This is a genomic window from Chryseobacterium angstadtii, from assembly GCF_001045465.1.
Classification (GTDB): Bacteria; Bacteroidota; Bacteroidia; order Flavobacteriales; family Weeksellaceae; genus Chryseobacterium; species Chryseobacterium angstadtii.
Window position 1 is genome coordinate 175,861 of record NZ_LFND01000003.1, and the last position, 16,498, is coordinate 192,358.

Annotated in this window: 16 protein-coding genes; 14 read left to right on the forward strand and 2 right to left on the reverse strand. The window is 39.0% G+C overall.

All coding sequences use genetic code 11. The features are described 5' to 3' along the window. Positions 1-9: 9 nt before the first annotated feature. The 14 genes from ACM46_RS09020 (at position 10) to ACM46_RS09085 (ending at position 12,364) form a co-directional block, all read left to right on the forward strand. Entirely contained in the window at positions 10-642 is a 633-nt protein-coding gene (locus ACM46_RS09020; RefSeq protein ID WP_048506326.1) for a DUF4141 domain-containing protein, read from the forward strand. Positions 643-645: 3 nt separating this feature from the next. Next, entirely contained in the window at positions 646-1,629 is a 984-nt protein-coding gene (gene traJ, locus ACM46_RS09025; RefSeq protein WP_048506327.1) for a conjugative transposon protein TraJ, read from the forward strand. 21 nt (positions 1,630-1,650) lie between these two features. Further along, on the forward strand, positions 1,651-2,274 hold the full coding sequence (gene traK / locus ACM46_RS09030) for a conjugative transposon protein TraK (RefSeq protein WP_048506328.1): 624 nt from the start codon (positions 1,651-1,653) through the stop codon (positions 2,272-2,274). A gap of 10 nt (positions 2,275-2,284) precedes the next feature. Then, positions 2,285-2,566, forward strand: coding sequence for a hypothetical protein (locus tag ACM46_RS09035; RefSeq protein WP_048506329.1), 282 nt, complete (start codon positions 2,285-2,287; stop codon positions 2,564-2,566). After that, the gene (traM, locus tag ACM46_RS09040; RefSeq protein WP_048506330.1) at positions 2,556-3,884 is read left to right on the forward strand and encodes a conjugative transposon protein TraM; all 1,329 of its coding nucleotides are present in this window, start codon (positions 2,556-2,558) and stop codon (positions 3,882-3,884) included. Before ACM46_RS09035 ends, traM begins: the two co-directional genes overlap by 11 nt. 24 nt (positions 3,885-3,908) lie before the next feature. Then, a complete protein-coding gene (traN, locus tag ACM46_RS09045) occupies positions 3,909-4,808 on the forward strand; it encodes a conjugative transposon protein TraN (protein WP_048506331.1) in 900 nt (299 codons plus the stop codon). A gap of 19 nt (positions 4,809-4,827) precedes the next feature. After that, complete coding sequence (locus tag ACM46_RS09050) at positions 4,828-5,388, forward strand: conjugal transfer protein TraO (protein ID WP_074941782.1); 561 nt, start codon at positions 4,828-4,830, stop codon at positions 5,386-5,388. A gap of 11 nt (positions 5,389-5,399) precedes the next feature. Further along, on the forward strand, positions 5,400-5,852 hold the full coding sequence (locus ACM46_RS09055; protein WP_048506333.1) for a TraQ conjugal transfer family protein: 453 nt from the start codon (positions 5,400-5,402) through the stop codon (positions 5,850-5,852). Positions 5,853-5,919: 67 nt separating this feature from the next. Beyond that, entirely contained in the window at positions 5,920-6,441 is a 522-nt protein-coding gene (locus ACM46_RS09060) for a hypothetical protein (RefSeq protein WP_048506334.1), read from the forward strand. Positions 6,442-6,533: 92 nt separating this feature from the next. Continuing rightward, positions 6,534-6,857 (forward strand): molybdenum ABC transporter permease, encoded by a 324-nt coding sequence (locus ACM46_RS09065; RefSeq protein ID WP_317041466.1) that lies wholly within the window; start codon positions 6,534-6,536, stop codon positions 6,855-6,857. A gap of 346 nt (positions 6,858-7,203) precedes the next feature. Further along, complete coding sequence (locus tag ACM46_RS09070; protein ID WP_073060396.1) at positions 7,204-9,246, forward strand: type VI secretion system Vgr family protein; 2,043 nt, start codon at positions 7,204-7,206, stop codon at positions 9,244-9,246. 10 nt (positions 9,247-9,256) lie between these two features. Beyond that, positions 9,257-10,087 (forward strand): hypothetical protein, encoded by an 831-nt coding sequence (locus ACM46_RS09075; protein WP_048506335.1) that lies wholly within the window; start codon positions 9,257-9,259, stop codon positions 10,085-10,087. Continuing rightward, positions 10,080-11,459: a hypothetical protein gene (locus ACM46_RS09080; protein WP_074941779.1), complete on the forward strand. Its 1,380-nt coding sequence runs from the start codon at positions 10,080-10,082 to the stop codon at positions 11,457-11,459. The genes ACM46_RS09075 and ACM46_RS09080 overlap by 8 nt, the downstream gene beginning before the upstream one ends. A 5-nt stretch (positions 11,460-11,464) precedes the next feature. Then, positions 11,465-12,364 carry a hypothetical protein gene (locus ACM46_RS09085; RefSeq protein WP_048506337.1) on the forward strand — a complete coding sequence of 300 codons (900 nt, stop codon included), beginning with the start codon at positions 11,465-11,467 and terminating at the stop codon, positions 12,362-12,364. Between the two features lie 7 nt (positions 12,365-12,371). On the opposite strand, the gene ACM46_RS09090 is transcribed toward ACM46_RS09085, so the two are convergent. Beyond that, a complete protein-coding gene (locus tag ACM46_RS09090) occupies positions 12,372-15,362 on the reverse strand; it encodes a DNA polymerase III subunit alpha (protein ID WP_338151990.1) in 2,991 nt (996 codons plus the stop codon). Then, the gene (gene dinB, locus ACM46_RS09095) at positions 15,316-16,464 is read right to left on the reverse strand and encodes a DNA polymerase IV (RefSeq protein WP_048506339.1); all 1,149 of its coding nucleotides are present in this window, start codon (positions 16,462-16,464) and stop codon (positions 15,316-15,318) included. The genes ACM46_RS09090 and dinB overlap by 47 nt, the downstream gene beginning before the upstream one ends. Positions 16,465-16,498: the final 34 nt, after the last annotated feature.

Below are 16,498 nucleotides of genomic sequence, written 5' to 3' on the forward strand. Positions count from 1 at the left end.
TTTAAAACAATGAAAAAGATCATTTTCATGGTGATGATGGCATTTACATTCGCCTTCACACCATTAGCAAAGGCGCAGTGGGTAGTAACCGATCCGACAAATCTTGCATCGGGTATTGTCAACAGTGCAAACGAGATTGTCCAGACATCCTCGACAGTTTCAAATGTAATCAAGAATTTCAACGAAGTCAAGCGAGTCTATGAGCAAGGAAAAGAATACTACGATAAGCTCAAGGCTGTAAATAATCTAGTAAAAGACGCGCGCAAAGTTCAGCAAACAGTTTTACTCGTTGGCGATGTATCTGAAATGTACGTTACCAATTTTGGTAAAATGATGAATGACCCCAATTTCAAACCGAATGAACTGGCAGCCATTGCAAACGGCTATTCTGCCTTGCTTAATGAGAGTACTGAGCTTTTAAAAGAATTAAAGCAGATTATCACTGCCAACGGCCTATCTCTTAATGACAAGGAAAGAATGGAAGTTATTGATAAAGTATACAAGGAAGTAAGGGAATACCATGCCCTTGTAAAATACTTTACCAACAAAAATATTTCCGTGAGTATCATTCGTGCCAAGAAGAAAAACAATACCCAACGAGTTCTTGAACTCTATGGAAATCCTGATCAAAAATATTGGTAAATCATGGAATACGAGAACTTACATGAAATCTTAAGGTCGTTATACGACGAGATGATCCCACTTTCAGCTGATATGGCGGGAGTGGCTAAAGGTGTAGCCGGTTTAGGAGCGCTTTTCTATGTGGCTATAAAGGTATGGCAAGCATTAAGCCGTGCTGAACCTATCGACGTTTTTCCTTTACTCAGACCCTTCGCTTTGGGCATTTGTATCATGTTCTTTCCAACAATTGTGCTGGGATCTATCAATGCTGTTTTAAGCCCGGTTGTAAAAGGCACCCATGCCATGCTCGAAAATCAGGTTCTTGACCTAAATGCTTTACAGGAAAAGAAAGACAAACTGGAATATGAGGCAATGATCCGAAATCCTGAAAAAGCATATTTGGTTTCTGACGAAGCATTTGACAAAAAACTGGAAGAACTTGGCTGGTCGCCTGGGGACCTTGCTACCATGAGCGCTATGTATTTTGAGCGGGGAATGTTCCAATTTGGACAGAGTATTAAAGATTCTTTTAGGGAGTTTCTGGAAATATTATTCAATGCAGCGGCTTTGGTGATCGATACCATAAGAACATTTTTTCTGATAGTCCTTTCAATTCTAGGACCAATCGCATTTGCCATAAGTGTCTGGGATGGATTTCAGTCCACATTAAATCAGTGGTTTACGAGATATGTCAGCGTGTATTTATGGCTACCTGTTGCTGACCTGTTCAGCTCCATCCTTGCCAGAATACAGTCTCTGATTTTGGAGCGCGATATCGAGAATTTATCCGATCCTTCCTTTATTCCAGATACAACCAACACCGTATACATCATTTTTATGATCATCGGGATAGTAGGATATTTTACGGTTCCTACGGTAACAGGCTGGATCATTCAAGCTTCTGGTGCTACAAATTTCACCCGAAATATTCAGCAGGCTGCAAGTGTTGCTAGTGGTGGTGCGGGGGCTGTTGCCGGAAATATTGGTGGGAGATTACTTAAAAAATAACATACCTAAAAAATTAAAAACATGGAATTTAAAACCCTCCGGAATATAGAAAATAGCTTCCGCCAGATCAGGCTTTATGCGATAATTTTTGCCTTGTTATGCACTGGTATCGTTGGATACGCAATCTGGAAGTCATACAGTTTCGCGGAAAAGCAACGGGAAAAAATCTATGTCTTGGATCAGGGCAAATCATTGATGCTGGCGCTTGCACAGGATGCCAGCATCAACCGCCCTGTTGAGGCAAGAGAGCATGTAAGACGTTTTCACGAACTGTTTTTTACCCTGGCCCCGGACAAAAATGCTATTGAGAGCAACATGAAGCGTGCTTTTAATCTTGCCGACAAGAGCGTATTTGACTATTACAATGACCTTGCGGAAAAGGGATATTATAATCGTATCATCAGTGGAAATGTACAGCAAAGGGTCGAAGTTGACAGTGTAATCTGCAACTTCGATTCTTACCCCTATTCAGTAAAAACTTATTCCACTCAATTTATCATCCGTTCAAGCAACGTGACCAAGCGTAATCTGGTCACTTCCTGTAATCTGCTAAACTCCGTTCGGTCAGATAATAACCCACAGGGCTTCAACATCGAGAAATTCGCCGTGTTGGAGAACAGGGATCTGGAAGTTGTAGAACGTTAAATCTATCATTATGAATCTAAGAACAAAAATCGAAAATCGTATCAATGATCTTGATGACTGTTGGCGCGAATTGCCCATAAAAAAGCAGCGAAAATATACTATTTATTTTTTCCTGTTGTACACCATTTTAACGCTTATTGTTGTGGTAAACGTATGTGTCGAAACGGGAGAAGCAGATCAGGAAGTTGCCATCCGGCATATTGAGAATCCTGTCGAAAAAACAGAAAAGTCCGGTCTTATAGCCAAGGACAGTGTATCAATTAACTTAAAAAATGAGAATAATGGAAAATAACGAGAATAAAAGAATCAGTATTCTAGTCGAAGAATCTGACCAGAAATCTGAAGATTTAATCAGTGGGAATGACAAATCCAAGCTGGAAAAATTAAAAAAGCCATTGATCTATCTTCTAATGGGAATTGTTTTCCTTGTCTGTCTATATCTGATTTTCAAACCATCGTCCGATAAGGATGAGAACAAAGATTCGGGCCTCAATGGTGCTGTTCCACAGGCAACAGAAATAGGTATGCAGTCCGATAAACAAAAAGCCTATGAGCAGGCAATGATGGACGAGAAAAACCAGCAAAAAAAGAATATGCTCACATCACTTTCCGATTATTGGAATAGTGACAGTACGATGCAGGCCGCCGATCCGAATTCAGGATTAAATGAGAATCCAACAAATAATCCATCAGGAAAGAGCTATCAGGCCGAAAGTCCGGCATTAAACTCCTATCGCAACGCACAGGCGACTTTAGGGTCATTTTATAACAGTAATGAAAATTATGAATCAAATGAACTTCGCAAAGAGATTGCAGGATTAAAAAGGCAACTTGATGAAAGGGATGCGAATCCTGCTCCCTTGACAGTTAATGACCAATTGCAGCTCATGGAAAAATCTTACCAGATGGCGTCCAAGTATCTTCCAAATAATGGTGGTGAGCAAAAAAAGTCAGACAGTACAGCCATTAGAAATACCGGAGGTCAGAAAACATCCTTTGTTGCTTTTTCGCCTATGCGTGCAAATGTGGTTTCTGCACTTTATCGTGAACCTTCAGATCGGGAGTTTTTGGAAAATATTAACGGAGAAAGAAACCGTGGATTCTACACTGTGGGTGTAACCCAACAGGCTACCAAAGTTAAGAATAGTATTCGGGCATGCATTCATGAAAACACAACCATTGTTGGTGAAGGAACCGTGAAATTGCGGCTTCTTGAAGATTCAAAGACTCCTGATTTCACTATTCCCTCCGGTTCTATTGTTACTGCCGGAGCAAAATTCAACAATGGACGTTTAAGCCTAAAGGTTTCTTCAATAGAATCCAGCGGCAATATTTTCCCGGTAGAAATCAATATTTATGATCTGGACGGTCAATTGGGGCTGAACGTGCCATATTCCGCTGAAATGAGTGCCGTCAATGAAATTGCTGCTAACATGAGCCAGTCTTCCGGTACTTCTATCATGATGAGCAGATCCGCAGGCCAGCAAATAGCGGGCGACCTCTCCCGTGGCCTGGTTCAAGGAGTTGCGGGCTATTTTTCAAAGAAAGTAAGAACACCCAAAGTAATGTTAAAGGCAGGTCATCAGGTCTTTTTAGTTTCAAAAAAATAATACTAATTCTTAAATCAAATAGAAATGAAATCGATCATTAAAAAAATATTAATAACGATTTGTGCAATGCTTGGTTTTGTTTATTCGCATGCACAAACAATTACAGACTCATTAAATCATCAGTTAGATTCAGAACACGTTGAGCCTTATCACATCACTGTAACGTATAATAAAACAACGCACCTTATCTTTCCATCTGCGATCCGTTATGTTGATCTGGGAAGTGAATTTCTCACTGCGGGAAAAGCTGATGATGCGGACAATGTATTACGGATCAAAGCAGCAGTGAAAGATTTTGAAGATGAATCCAATTTCTCAGTGATTACGGATGACGGAAAATTTTATAGCTTCAGTGTTTTTTACAGTTCTTATCCCGAGATCCTAACCTATAACCTTGATCCAATGGATAAATCCGTATCAAACTCCAGAGCCAATATACATCTGGAAGACCTGGGTTTTTCTCCTTATGTTCCCGATCAGCTCATGGAAGCTATCTATAAAAAAAACCGGAACAATATCAGGCACATTGCTTCCAGAAGTTTTGGAATTCTCTTTAGTCTGAAAGGGATTTACATATACCAGGGGAAATATTACTTTAATACGCAGATTCAGAATAAAACCAATGTTTCCTATCAGATAGACTTTATAAATTTTAAAATAGTCGATAAAAAAGTAGCAAAACGTACTGTATTTCAAGAGAAACCACTAAATATCGTACGGACTTACAGCGATATTGCCGAAGTTCCGGACAACAAAACGAGCCGTGAAGTTTATCTGCTGGATCAGTTCACACTTGATCATGATAAAATACTTGTAATTGAGCTTTTTGAAAAGAATGGTGGAAGGCATCAACGACTTGAAGTTGAAAATGAGGATCTACTCCGTGCAGTACTATTAAAGGATCTACCACTAAAAATTAAATAACAATCTTATTTAAAACGATATGAAAAAGATATTAAGCATATTCTTAATGGTTCTATTGCCATTTACGTCAATTTTGGCGCAACGATTACTACCTTATCAAAAAGGTTTACAGGTCACTGCTGGCATGTTTTCCAATGATCAGCCAAAGGACAATTATTTTGTGAATCTGGAGCTGACACAAAATCACAAAAAAGGAAACTATCATTTCTTTTCAGCAGAATATCAGCGTAGGACAACATTCTATACTGAAAACCCCATTCCGATTGAAACTTATTTATTATCGGGGGGATATAGTTTCCATGTTATAGGCTTACCAAATAAAATTGTGAATTTAAATTCAGCAGTTGAAGCCAGTGGTGGTTATCAGTTGGTCAATCACAACAAACTATTGCTAGCGGATGGTTCACAAATCAACAATGAAAGCAGTTTTGTGTACGGTGCCGGAGGCAGGCTGACCCTAGAGACATATCTGACCAATTTTATTATCCTATCCTTACAGGCCAGAGCGAAATACGTTTGGGGAACAAATTTTAATCAGTTCCGTCCTTCCGCGGGTATTGGCCTTCGTTTTAACCTTTAAATTTTATCTATATGAAAACATTCTTAGATACAAAATTCCAGTATAGCTGGTTCATTTTATTAATGAGTATTGGCTTATTATTTTCCTGTAAAAATGATGATCTTGATATTCAGCAGAACTTCCCATTTGAGGTTGTTGTCCTTCCTGTTAACAAAGCAATTGCAGTCGGCCAGACGGAGGCAATTTCCATGAAAATCAAAAATACAGGAAGTTTTTCTGGTGTTCAATATTTCTTCCGGTATTTTCAGTATGACGGAAATGGAAATCTGATCTATGAGATTGGGAAGACAGGGAAAAAAGCCTTTCTACCCAATAAAGTATACTTTCTTTCCGATGCCAAGAGTTCGGAGATCACCTTCTATTACACATCGCAATCCAATGTCCAGCAATCATTTGACATTTGGATACTCGATAATTTTGGCAATGAAAGACAATTGAGCTTTCAATTTAACAGTATTGATTAATTAATGTAATGGGACAGCTTAATGATCAAAGCTGTCTCATTTATTTTTCTCTCATTAAAACTTAACGATGACGATTTCAGAAAACGATTATTTGCTGACAATGGACTATCTAAAGAGAACACTTGATAAAGGTGACAAGTATTTAGCCTACGGTGATTGGATAACATTATGCACCCTTGAAGACCTGAAATCACTTCCCACTTTCCGAACTAATTATGATGCGACAGAATATTGTTTTGAAAACACCACGGATCGTGATTTTGTGGTTCAGTTATCGGTAGAATGGCTTTATAAAGCGATGCTGGAAGGCATAAAAGATCCTACCATACTTGTAAGAAAGGGAAACTTAATCGATGTGGAAATGACAGCTTTTTATTATGCTGACAAAGTGGAGAACGAACTAACAAAAATTGAAAAAAAGGAGATCAGTAATGAAAAAAATAACCCAAAAGAAAAAACTGTGGAGCATGTCGGACATTTTGAAAAAGAAAACCCAGTCACTCAGCAAAAAGATAAACAAGACAAAAGTCTTTCAGATCAGAAAAAGAACCGGAAACCGGAACGGAAAAGAGGAAGATTCAGATTATAGATTAAATCAGGATTGCAGGATTATCCGGTTGAGGAAATGAAAATTGGGTTGTTTCACACTGAAACAACCCAATTTTTTCTTAGTAATATCTTATGAAGAAAAAATTTTTTCGTATTTTTATGGAAACCGAAACACTGAATATGATACCGTTATTAGTTATGGGCATTGGCTTTTTAATTCTCGGACTGGCTTTACGTTATTGGATCAACAGGCGTAAATTCTACCGTCGTGGTCCCGCAGGCGCAGAAGGCTTTTCCAGTTATGAGCGATCCGTCATTGTAACCTTAGCAGAAAGATTTGGCAAATGGATAGCGTATGCACTGATCATTTTAGGTATTGGTTTTTTATGGACTGCAAGAACTTTCAAAAAAGATCAGGAAAGACGCCAAAAGAGTATTGAAGCCTATCAGAAATAAGCTATTTAAAAGCTAAAATTCCATATAATCCTATCCTTATATCTCCGGTCGTAGAAATACGACAATTTCTCAAAAATGTGGTATAAAATTTTGTCAGAAATTTTTATAGTTATATATTGGCTTACCAAGTCATTAATTATTAACCTATTAAAAACCGCTAATGAGTCATTTATTTAATCTTCAAATCACCTCTTGTTGAGGTATTCCCGCTAGTTTTCGCTACAATTACAAGCAAGTGAAATTAATGTAAATGGAACAGGGCCTACCTTTTTGTTTGCAGTTGTCCTCAAAGAATCCTACCCAAAGGATTATATTTTAATTAAACACAACCGAAAAAATTATTATCATGTTTCAAGAAGAAAAGGATCTTTCCCAAACCGGAAAGTATTCGGATAAGATGAATTATGAAAACGAATTCAAAAAAAATGTAAATATTGAAAACCTGAAAAGCGATGCTTTAAAAGCCCAAGATGCTATAAGTTCAGGAAACCAGATGTTTAATAAGCCGATAACTCCTAATGAGGCGGAAATTTCCAATAAAAAGATCTGGAGCAATCAACCGACTTCAAAAATTTTCAATGCCCATGCAATCCCGGAAAACGCAATTGCAGGTATTAATCGGGTTATAAATCTTGACATTCATGTTGAAGGTAAGCAAATCAGACATTTTAAACATTTTAGATTAAAACAGAAGGCATCTAACCATCATAAGTTTGAAATGGTTCTTGCCCACGATGCACTGGGAGATCCTGAAAACCATAATCTTGAAAACGCACAGGCTTTTCTAGGGAAAAGAATCACCGTTGTTTTTAAATATAAAGATGTGGATCAAAGCCCTGAGAGAAATTTTGTAGGTGTTATTACAGAGATTGGATTTAGTCAGGAAAAAGGCAGTTTAGGAGACATCGTTTTTAAGGGCTATAGTCCAACGATCCTATTAGATGCAGCTCCACATATACAAAGTTTTGGAGGTTCGCAACCGATAAGTTTGAACAGCGTTGCAAATGAAGTGATTAAAGAAGCCCTGGATCAAGGAAAATTTGATTTTCGTGTTGATTCTCAGCATGGTAATATTTCTTACAGTTGTCAATATGAGGAAACACATTTTAATTATCTGTCAAGAATCGCCGAGGCTTATGGTGAGCAGTTTTTTTATGATGGAGAGATTCTTCATTTTGGCAAATTGCCACCACAGGAGAAACCGATAAAATTGGTTTATGGAAGTAATTTAAGTGATGTAAAGATCAAAATGAAGGCACAGCATGTTAAACCAACTTTTTATGGTTACAATAGTAGTAAAGATGAAAAGTTTATCGGAAGCAGTTCAAAAATTACACATACTTCAGACATTGCAAAACGTGCTTATGAGATTTCAGAACGCACTTTTCAAACACCTTCTTTACGTGTTGCCCCTATCAAAGCGATATCTTTTATGGATATTGATGCTTCCCAAAGAGGTACGGCAGGGAGCAAAGCCGCTGAGGTACTCGTTACCTCTGGGAAAACAAGTTTGCCATTTCTTTATCCAGGATGCATAACGGATATAGAAATGCGAAAACCGGACTCCAATGAGACTACTTTTTTTACGAAATTAATGGTTATTGAAGCTCTTCATCAGGTAGATGCCAGAGGCTATTATGAAGGATCATTTAAAGCAATTGCCTCCGATACGGGCTTTCTTCCAAGACCGGAATATATCAATCCATTAGCGGAGCCCCAGTTTGCAAAAGTAATATCCAATACCGATCCACAAAATCAAGGAAGAGTACAGGTACAGCTTGACTGGCAAAAGGGCCAGGATACCACGGAGTTTATCCGCGTTATGTCACCAGATGCTGGAAGCAGCGATAAAGTTGGAAAAAACCGGGGATTTATGTCAATTCCGGAAGTTGGTGACCAGGTAATTGTCAATTATGTCCATCTGCATCCTGATCGGCCTTTTGTTATGGGAGGAATGTATCACGGTGGGATTGGCGCCGGAGGAGGAGAAGGAAATAATATCAAAAGTCTTAGTAGTAAAAGTGGAAATAAGCTAGAATTGAATGACGGTGAAGGATCTGTTTTCCTTACAGATCAAGGTGGTGCGAACATGAAATTTGATGGTGCCGGGAATGCGAACACCAATGCTACCAAGAATAAATCTGTTTCAGTTGGTGAAAAAAATACGGTAACTGTTGGAGATATCCACAAAACAGATGTTGGAAACGGTCAAAGTGTTCTTACCATGGGAAAAGATGGTGTTATTGATTTAAGTTCGCTGGAAAAGCTAACCTTAAAAGTTGGTGACAACAGTCTTGAAATTTCAACGGCAGGAATTAAGGTCAACGGAGCAAAAATAGAAATTACTGGTGAAGGTTCCTGGAGTGGTGGAAACGTATTTATTAATTAAGGTTATCTGAATGGAATATATAAATTTTAAGACCTTAAGTACTAAGAAATACCTTGTCAACATTACTAGCAATATGCTTTTAAATGGCATGATGAGTGAAACAGAAGTGGAATTAAGATGGATGCTTACACTTAAAGAAATAGGCTCCCACGATTATACATTTGAACTTATTACGCTTGATCACCGTATGGTCAAAGCGGATAATATGGGATACATAGAAATTCATAAAGTTGTCAGCCAATTACAAAAGGCTCTCAATGAAATCACTTTTACCGTAGATAAGCAAGGTACTCTTCTGCGGGTTAAAAATTTGGAACAGATAAAGGAACGATGGGAAGATGTTAAGGCTGAGACAATTGAATACAATAAGGCCAATACCTCATTGGTTGAGTTGTTTAAAATCCAAGATGAAGCTTTTGAAAAGGTTGGCGGTGTGGATGCAATGGTAAAGGCTATGGAATTTTTTGACATATATTTAAATAATATTTATGGCAGGGATTTTTTTGGAAGGATAAAAAAAAATATTCCTAATTTATTTAGGTCAGGTTTAATTCCTTTTGCCTTGGGATATGATGGGAACAAAAGTCCGGATGCGGAAAATATCTATACTATCAAGGTTGATGGATATCCGAATATAGTGGCAGAGAATCATCTGAAAGATTTATATGGTGGGTTCCCGATTTCAGATTTTGACGCTTTAAAACCGGTATATCTGTATAACGCACAATATAATATAGACCTATTGAGTGGCTTTATTATTGACGGGGAAGTGAATTTTTCTGAAGCTATCAATGATAAATTTGGAGGCGAAGTTCATTATAAAATTAGACTGTATGAGTGAATCAGGACAAACCGGCTATGTGGCATTGACCAGTGATATGTATTTTACATGTTCATCAGGTCTTGCTCCGGCAAAGATGTACCCGACGCAAACAAACCACGGGACAAAAGATAAATTCTATTATTTAGTTAAAGATGATACTGCAACACAACAGCTGGGCGATTTCTGTTGCCGCTGGACAGTGGTTATCGCTGCCGCGATAGCTGCAGCTGGCATTGTTACCGGAGGTGCGGCATTGGTTTTATTAGCGGCAGTCGCAGTGGCTGCAAGTGCTGCACTCTGTGGAGGTCTGGCAGCTCCTTTCAGAAAGTGGGTGGGTTACTCCACGTTAAATGCCTATGGACGTAAAGATGCGTATTCTTTAACTTCAAAATGCCAAATGACTTGCATTATAGGTGGCACGGTTACTTATGCAGAAGGAATTACGAGTACCTGGCAGGCTATGATCTACACTGCAAGAAACACTGGCTGGGCAGTTTTAGAAGGTGCTATGCTGGGTAAACTTGGATCAGCGGGCTTTGGTGCTTTCGCAGGAACCGCAACCCCCACAATGTCTACAGCATTGCTCAATTTTGCTTTTCTGAACGTTTCCGCAAGGGGAATTGCTGTTGTAGATCAGGTAGGCTTCGAGGGGATATTAAGAAATGGTAAAAGTCTAAGTGAAACAGGCGATGAAGTAATTTCAGGTTTAACGATGTTTGAGCAACCCTTTATTCAGATATACCAAAAAGCTACTGGCTCAAATCCACAACCGTTGAATTGGCAGGATTTCTATTATGCTGGATTATCACTGGTTGGGCAAAGAGCGATGGCTGAAAGTGCGAGGACAAACCCGAATATGGCGGTTGGAATTTACAAACAGGGAGCGCAGACAGTTAATGCATTGAAAAATGGTAAGCTTTTTGAGCGTGTCACTTTAGAGGGGAGATTTGGATTGCAATCACTTTTTGATAATCCGGTCTGGCGTGCCTTGTGGGAACAAGCCAAAGAAAACAAAAGAAACACGGGACAAGAAAATGCTTTTACTCGATACGAAGCAAATATGCGTAATAATAGACAGATGACAAATACAGAATTGAGGAATGCATTTTCAACGATTGAGCGAGAATTTAAAAAACTGGCTTCTGAACAGGGTGTAGACTTACCGGAAGGCCCAATACATCATACCAATTGGCCATTACAGCGTTATCCAGAGCATGCTACTGATCCTAAAAATTTATATCCAACCCAGAGTACTGACCAGCATTTGAACCAAATACATCCAGCAACTACTCAGGGTCCGCATCCAACCAGAGATCCGGTTAGTCCACAGCATGAAAAACCATTATATGAATATCCTCCTAGACCAATTGACGATAACGACTTAGATTAAGAAGAATGGAAGAATTATTAAATGAATTAAATTTAGGAAAGGAACTTAAATCATTGTATAAAGGTGAAATTCCGATTATTGATGAATATAGCATGTTTAGGTTTTATATTGAAGAAACAAATACAGGCTCATTTGCTCATCCACCGTTTCTCATACCTTTTATGTATAGTTATGACGCAGACCATTATCATGTGGGAATGGTTAAACACTGGTTTTCAGATAGAAAAATTAGTTTTGGTGATATGACAGATGGAGCTGGGTTTCAAACAAGTGAAATTGCTAGAAACGAGAAACAACTGTTTTCGCGATTGTTGTTTAACGAATTCGTAAACAGCGAGGATTGCATAGTTACCGAAAGACTAGAAAAATGTGCGGCACTCATGGGGTTAAGGAATCAGGATTTTTTAGAATTTCAACAAGCAAATCAGAACCACCAAGAAAATCCAGAATGTAATATATCGGTAATCAATACAAATAGACCACTTTCATGTGTAAACGAAAATGAAATTTATGATGGTCAATTTCCCTCTAACGATAAACTGATAATTTTGAGCAATGTTCCAAAGTCTTGTTACTTTGAAATCTTTCACAAAGAATGGATCGGGTATAATAAAGATAAGTCAAGTTTTTCCTTTTTTAAAAAAGATCCAAAATACAAACCAATCGAGGATATTCCCGAATGGCTTTTAGCAAATACAAATAAAAAAGAGCTATTTGAAAAGTATATTGTAAGTGGGGAGTATGACAAAGCCTGGTTCACAATTAATGGTATTGGCTTTACCCCTAAAGAAGTCGGAGAAAGATTACAGCGACTAAAACAAGTCTCTACTGAGAAAGCATTTCATTTATGGGCTGACTTCTGGTGTAGTAAATATGGTCACATGGATAGTTTCATATTCATATAAACAAATACTATATACTTCTTGGATCAGGTCTTATGGGCATTTTTGCACATCTTTGAACGTCTATTGATGGGCATCCATATTCAATGGTAACTCTACCTTCTATCAGGTATAATCCTTTTCCACGAAGGGGGAATTTGAGCAGGCTCTGTGTGAAATGCACGGTGTCTATAAAGTCACCGTTGTTATCCAGGAAGGTTCCAAATTTCATGGGTTTACCGGTTTTCGTCTTTACCCATTTTTCAGCTACCATATAGGCGACGATCCTTACCGTCTGACCTGCGAATAAGGACATATTATCGGCGCATGCATTACCTCGATAATTTGATTTTGCCAGATCAAAAATACTGCCCGAAACAGGAAAACCCATCAGTTCAATCTCATCATAAATATCTTCCAGCGGATCGGTAATGAGGACTGGAAGTTTCGGTTTTTCGTTTGAACTCTGGAAGAGTTGGCCCAACTGAAAGTTCATGTTTTTATTGGAATTAAGGATCAGATGTGCCTCCCACAGCAGTTCCTTTTTATCAACGTCAAGAAATCCGAAGGCTCCGCAACGTATCAGAATGATGATCTGTTCAAGCCCTGCTCCTGTCCTTTGATTGAAATCTTCAATCCCCAGATACGGGCCATTTTTCTTCCGTTCTTCTGAGATCGACTGTGCCAGTTTTGTTTCCAGATTCAAAATACAGTCAAAACCAAGGTAGATATCTTTACCAATTATTGAGGTATCGAATATACTTCTGTTTATACAGGGCAGACAAATATTAGCGCCTGCTTTTTTTGCTTCGTTCACATACACTTCACGGTCATAGAAACCGCCATGATTATTCAGCACTGCAACCATAAATTCAAGCGGATAGTAAGTCTTCAAAAAAAGGCTTTGGTAACTCTCCACGGCAAAAGATGCGGAGTGCGCTTTATTAAACGAATATCCGGCAAAGCTTTCCATCTGCCGCCATACTTCACGGGATATTTCTTCCGGATAATTCTGGTTCCTGCAATGGGAGAAAAATTTATCTTCAATTTCGAGCATATGATTCTTATTTCGGTATTTGCCGGACATCATTCTACGCAGTACGTCCGCATCAGCCAGATCCAATCCCCCAAAGCGGTGACCGATCTTCATTACATCTTCTTGATATACCATTACACCATAGGTATCTTCGAGTTCCTGTTTAAATGCCGGATGGATATACTCAACTTTTTCAGGGTTTAGATGCCTTTCAATAAAAGTCCCCATCATTCCCGACGACGCTACTCCGGGTCTAATTATTGAACTTGCAGCGACAAGCGTCAAATAATCATCGCATTTCAATTTACTTATGAGCTGCCTCATTGCCGGGGATTCAATATAGAAGCATCCGACGGTATGGGCTGACCTTAGCTGATCTGCAATCTTTGGATCGTTAAAGAAACGTTTAGGATCGGAAGTTTCGATGGCTTCGCCCCTATTGGTTCTAACGATTTCCCTGCAATCCTCAATATGTCCGATTCCTCTCTGTGATAAAATATCAAATTTTTCAAACCCTATTTCCTCGGCAACATACATATCAAACTGCATTGTCGGCAGGTTTTTGGGCGGATAATCCAGCGCAGAATAGCAGGTCAGCGGATTTTCCGATATCAGCACACCGGAGGCATGTATCGTACGTTGATTGGGAAAATCTGCCATTTGATTATAAACTCCCAGGATTGTCCTGGTAACTTCATTTTTGTTGAGCATATTGGAGGGGTCACTGATCAGTCGATCAATTTCAGGTTTGGGAAGTCCATAAACCTTTCCAAGTTCCCTTATGATCGAACGGTCACGAAAAGTTCCCATTGCTCCCATGAGAGCAGTATGTTCGCCCTGATATCTTTTGAAAATATAATCATATATCTCATCCCGATCCCGCCATGAAAAGTCAACGTCAAAGTCGGGTGGACTTTTCCTTTTAGGGTTAAGGAACCGTTCAAAATAAAGGTTCAGTTCGATTGGACAAACATCAGTTATCCCAAGACAGTATGCGATAATACTATTGGCTCCGCTGCCTCTACCGACATAATGAAAGTTCCTGTTTCTTGCATAACGGCATATATCATCGGTTATGAGGAAATAACTGGAAAAATTCAGCTCATGAATGATATCCAGTTCATGCAGAACCCGATCTCTGGCAATTTTGTCATTTGATCCATACCGTCGTTCAAACCCGTCCATAGCGTACTTAAACAATAATTGTTTATCGTCATAACGGTTTCCCGTAAAAGTCTTTTTATTTTTGGAACCCTTGAAGTCAAAATCAAAACGGCATTCTGAAAGTAACTTTTCTGTATTTGCAATCAACTCAGGAACCAGGCCATATATTTGCATTAATTTTTCCTTATGAACAAATATTTCATCTTTCTCCGCCATCTGATCAGCAGGAAGCTGTGATATCAGAATATTGTTATCAATAGCGCGCAACTGTTTATGCAACTGAAAATCATCCTGTTTAAATGATACGGGGGAAAGGATTACATATCGATCCATAAAACGTTTTGGAGCAACGATATAACGGGTAAGCTCCGAAGGCCGTATTCCTATAAATTCATTATCCCGAAGAGCAGCTTCTTGAATACTTCCATAAGGATAAATTATAAAAACATCCCGAAAGCCAGGTGCTATTGGTGGCAATAATGTTTTATCACGATTGTGGGCAGTCATAAATTCGTTGAGTTCCCTGAAACCTTTTTCGTTCTTTGCGATTCCGATATAGAGAAGCTTACAATTATTACGAAATTCCATTCCTGCAAGTCCATTTATACCAGCTTCCCTGCACTGTCTGATAAAATCAATTGTTGCTGAAGAATTATTCATGTCCGTGAGTACAGCTGTGTCAAATCCATACTTGCGGATACCCTCAATCAGATCCTTTACGCTTATTGTACCATATCGTAGACTATAATAACTATGTAAATTGAGCAGCATCGTATTATAAATTTGGAAGTGCGAAGCCCCTGAGCACCGAATCGTGCCCATATCTTATTCTTATCCTGTCCATTGCCTCAGACAGCCTGATATCTTCAAGTGTGTCATTGAAAAGATCTGCCTGATATCCACCTGCTATCAGATTGCTGAATTTTACACCGATCAGGCGTATCAGCATCCTGCGGCTGTATAGTTTTTCAAAAAGCTGCATTACTTTTTCAGAAATAACCCTTTCGGATGATGTAAAGGGCAATTTTGTCTGCATGGTATGGGTATCAAAATTGCTGTATCTAAGCTTTACTGTCACACATGAAGTCAGTCTGCCGTCTCTACGCAGATCAAATGCCAGCTCGTCCACCATTGAAAGCATCGTCCGTCTGAGAATATCCATATCAATTGTGTCCTGTTCAAATGTCGTCTCCTTGCTCATACTTTTCTGCTGGCTGAAAGGAATAACCGCATTGTTGTCAATACCGTTGGCTTTGTTCCAGATGCTGACGCCATTTTCACCCAGTACCTTTCTCATGGTAATGACGTCCATCTGCTGTAAAGTAAGGATCTGTGATATTCCCATATTGCGCAATAACGGATAGGTCTTTTCCCCGATACCCGGTATTTTACGAATAGATAGCGGAGCAAGGAAATTCCGTTCAGTCCCTTCATCAATTTTTCGTTCTCCACAGGGTTTCGCTTCGCCCGTGGCAATCTTACTTACGGTTTTATTTTTTGAAAAACCAAATGAAATGGGGAGTCCAGTTTCTTTAATAATGGTTTTGCGGAGTTCCTGTGTCAATTGCCAGGAACCGAAAAATCTATCCATTCCGGTCATATCAAGATAATGTTCATCAATTGACGCTTTCTCAACAACCGGAATTTTATCTTCGATTATTTCCGTAACAATGTCTGAATATTTACTGTAAAGATCATGGTCGCCCCGCACAAGCACAGCTTCGGGACAGAGCTGTCTGGCAAGGCGCATGGGCATGGCGGAATGGATACCATACTTGCGGGCCTCATAAGAACAGGACGCAACAACGCCACGGTCAGAACTTCCTCCGATCAATACTGGTTTCCCGATAAGATCGCTGTTGATCAGCCTTTCAACCGATACAAAGAATGTATCCAAGTCACAATGTACAATCGTCCGCTCCATTTTATACTAATTTATTTAGCAAAATTGAGAAGAA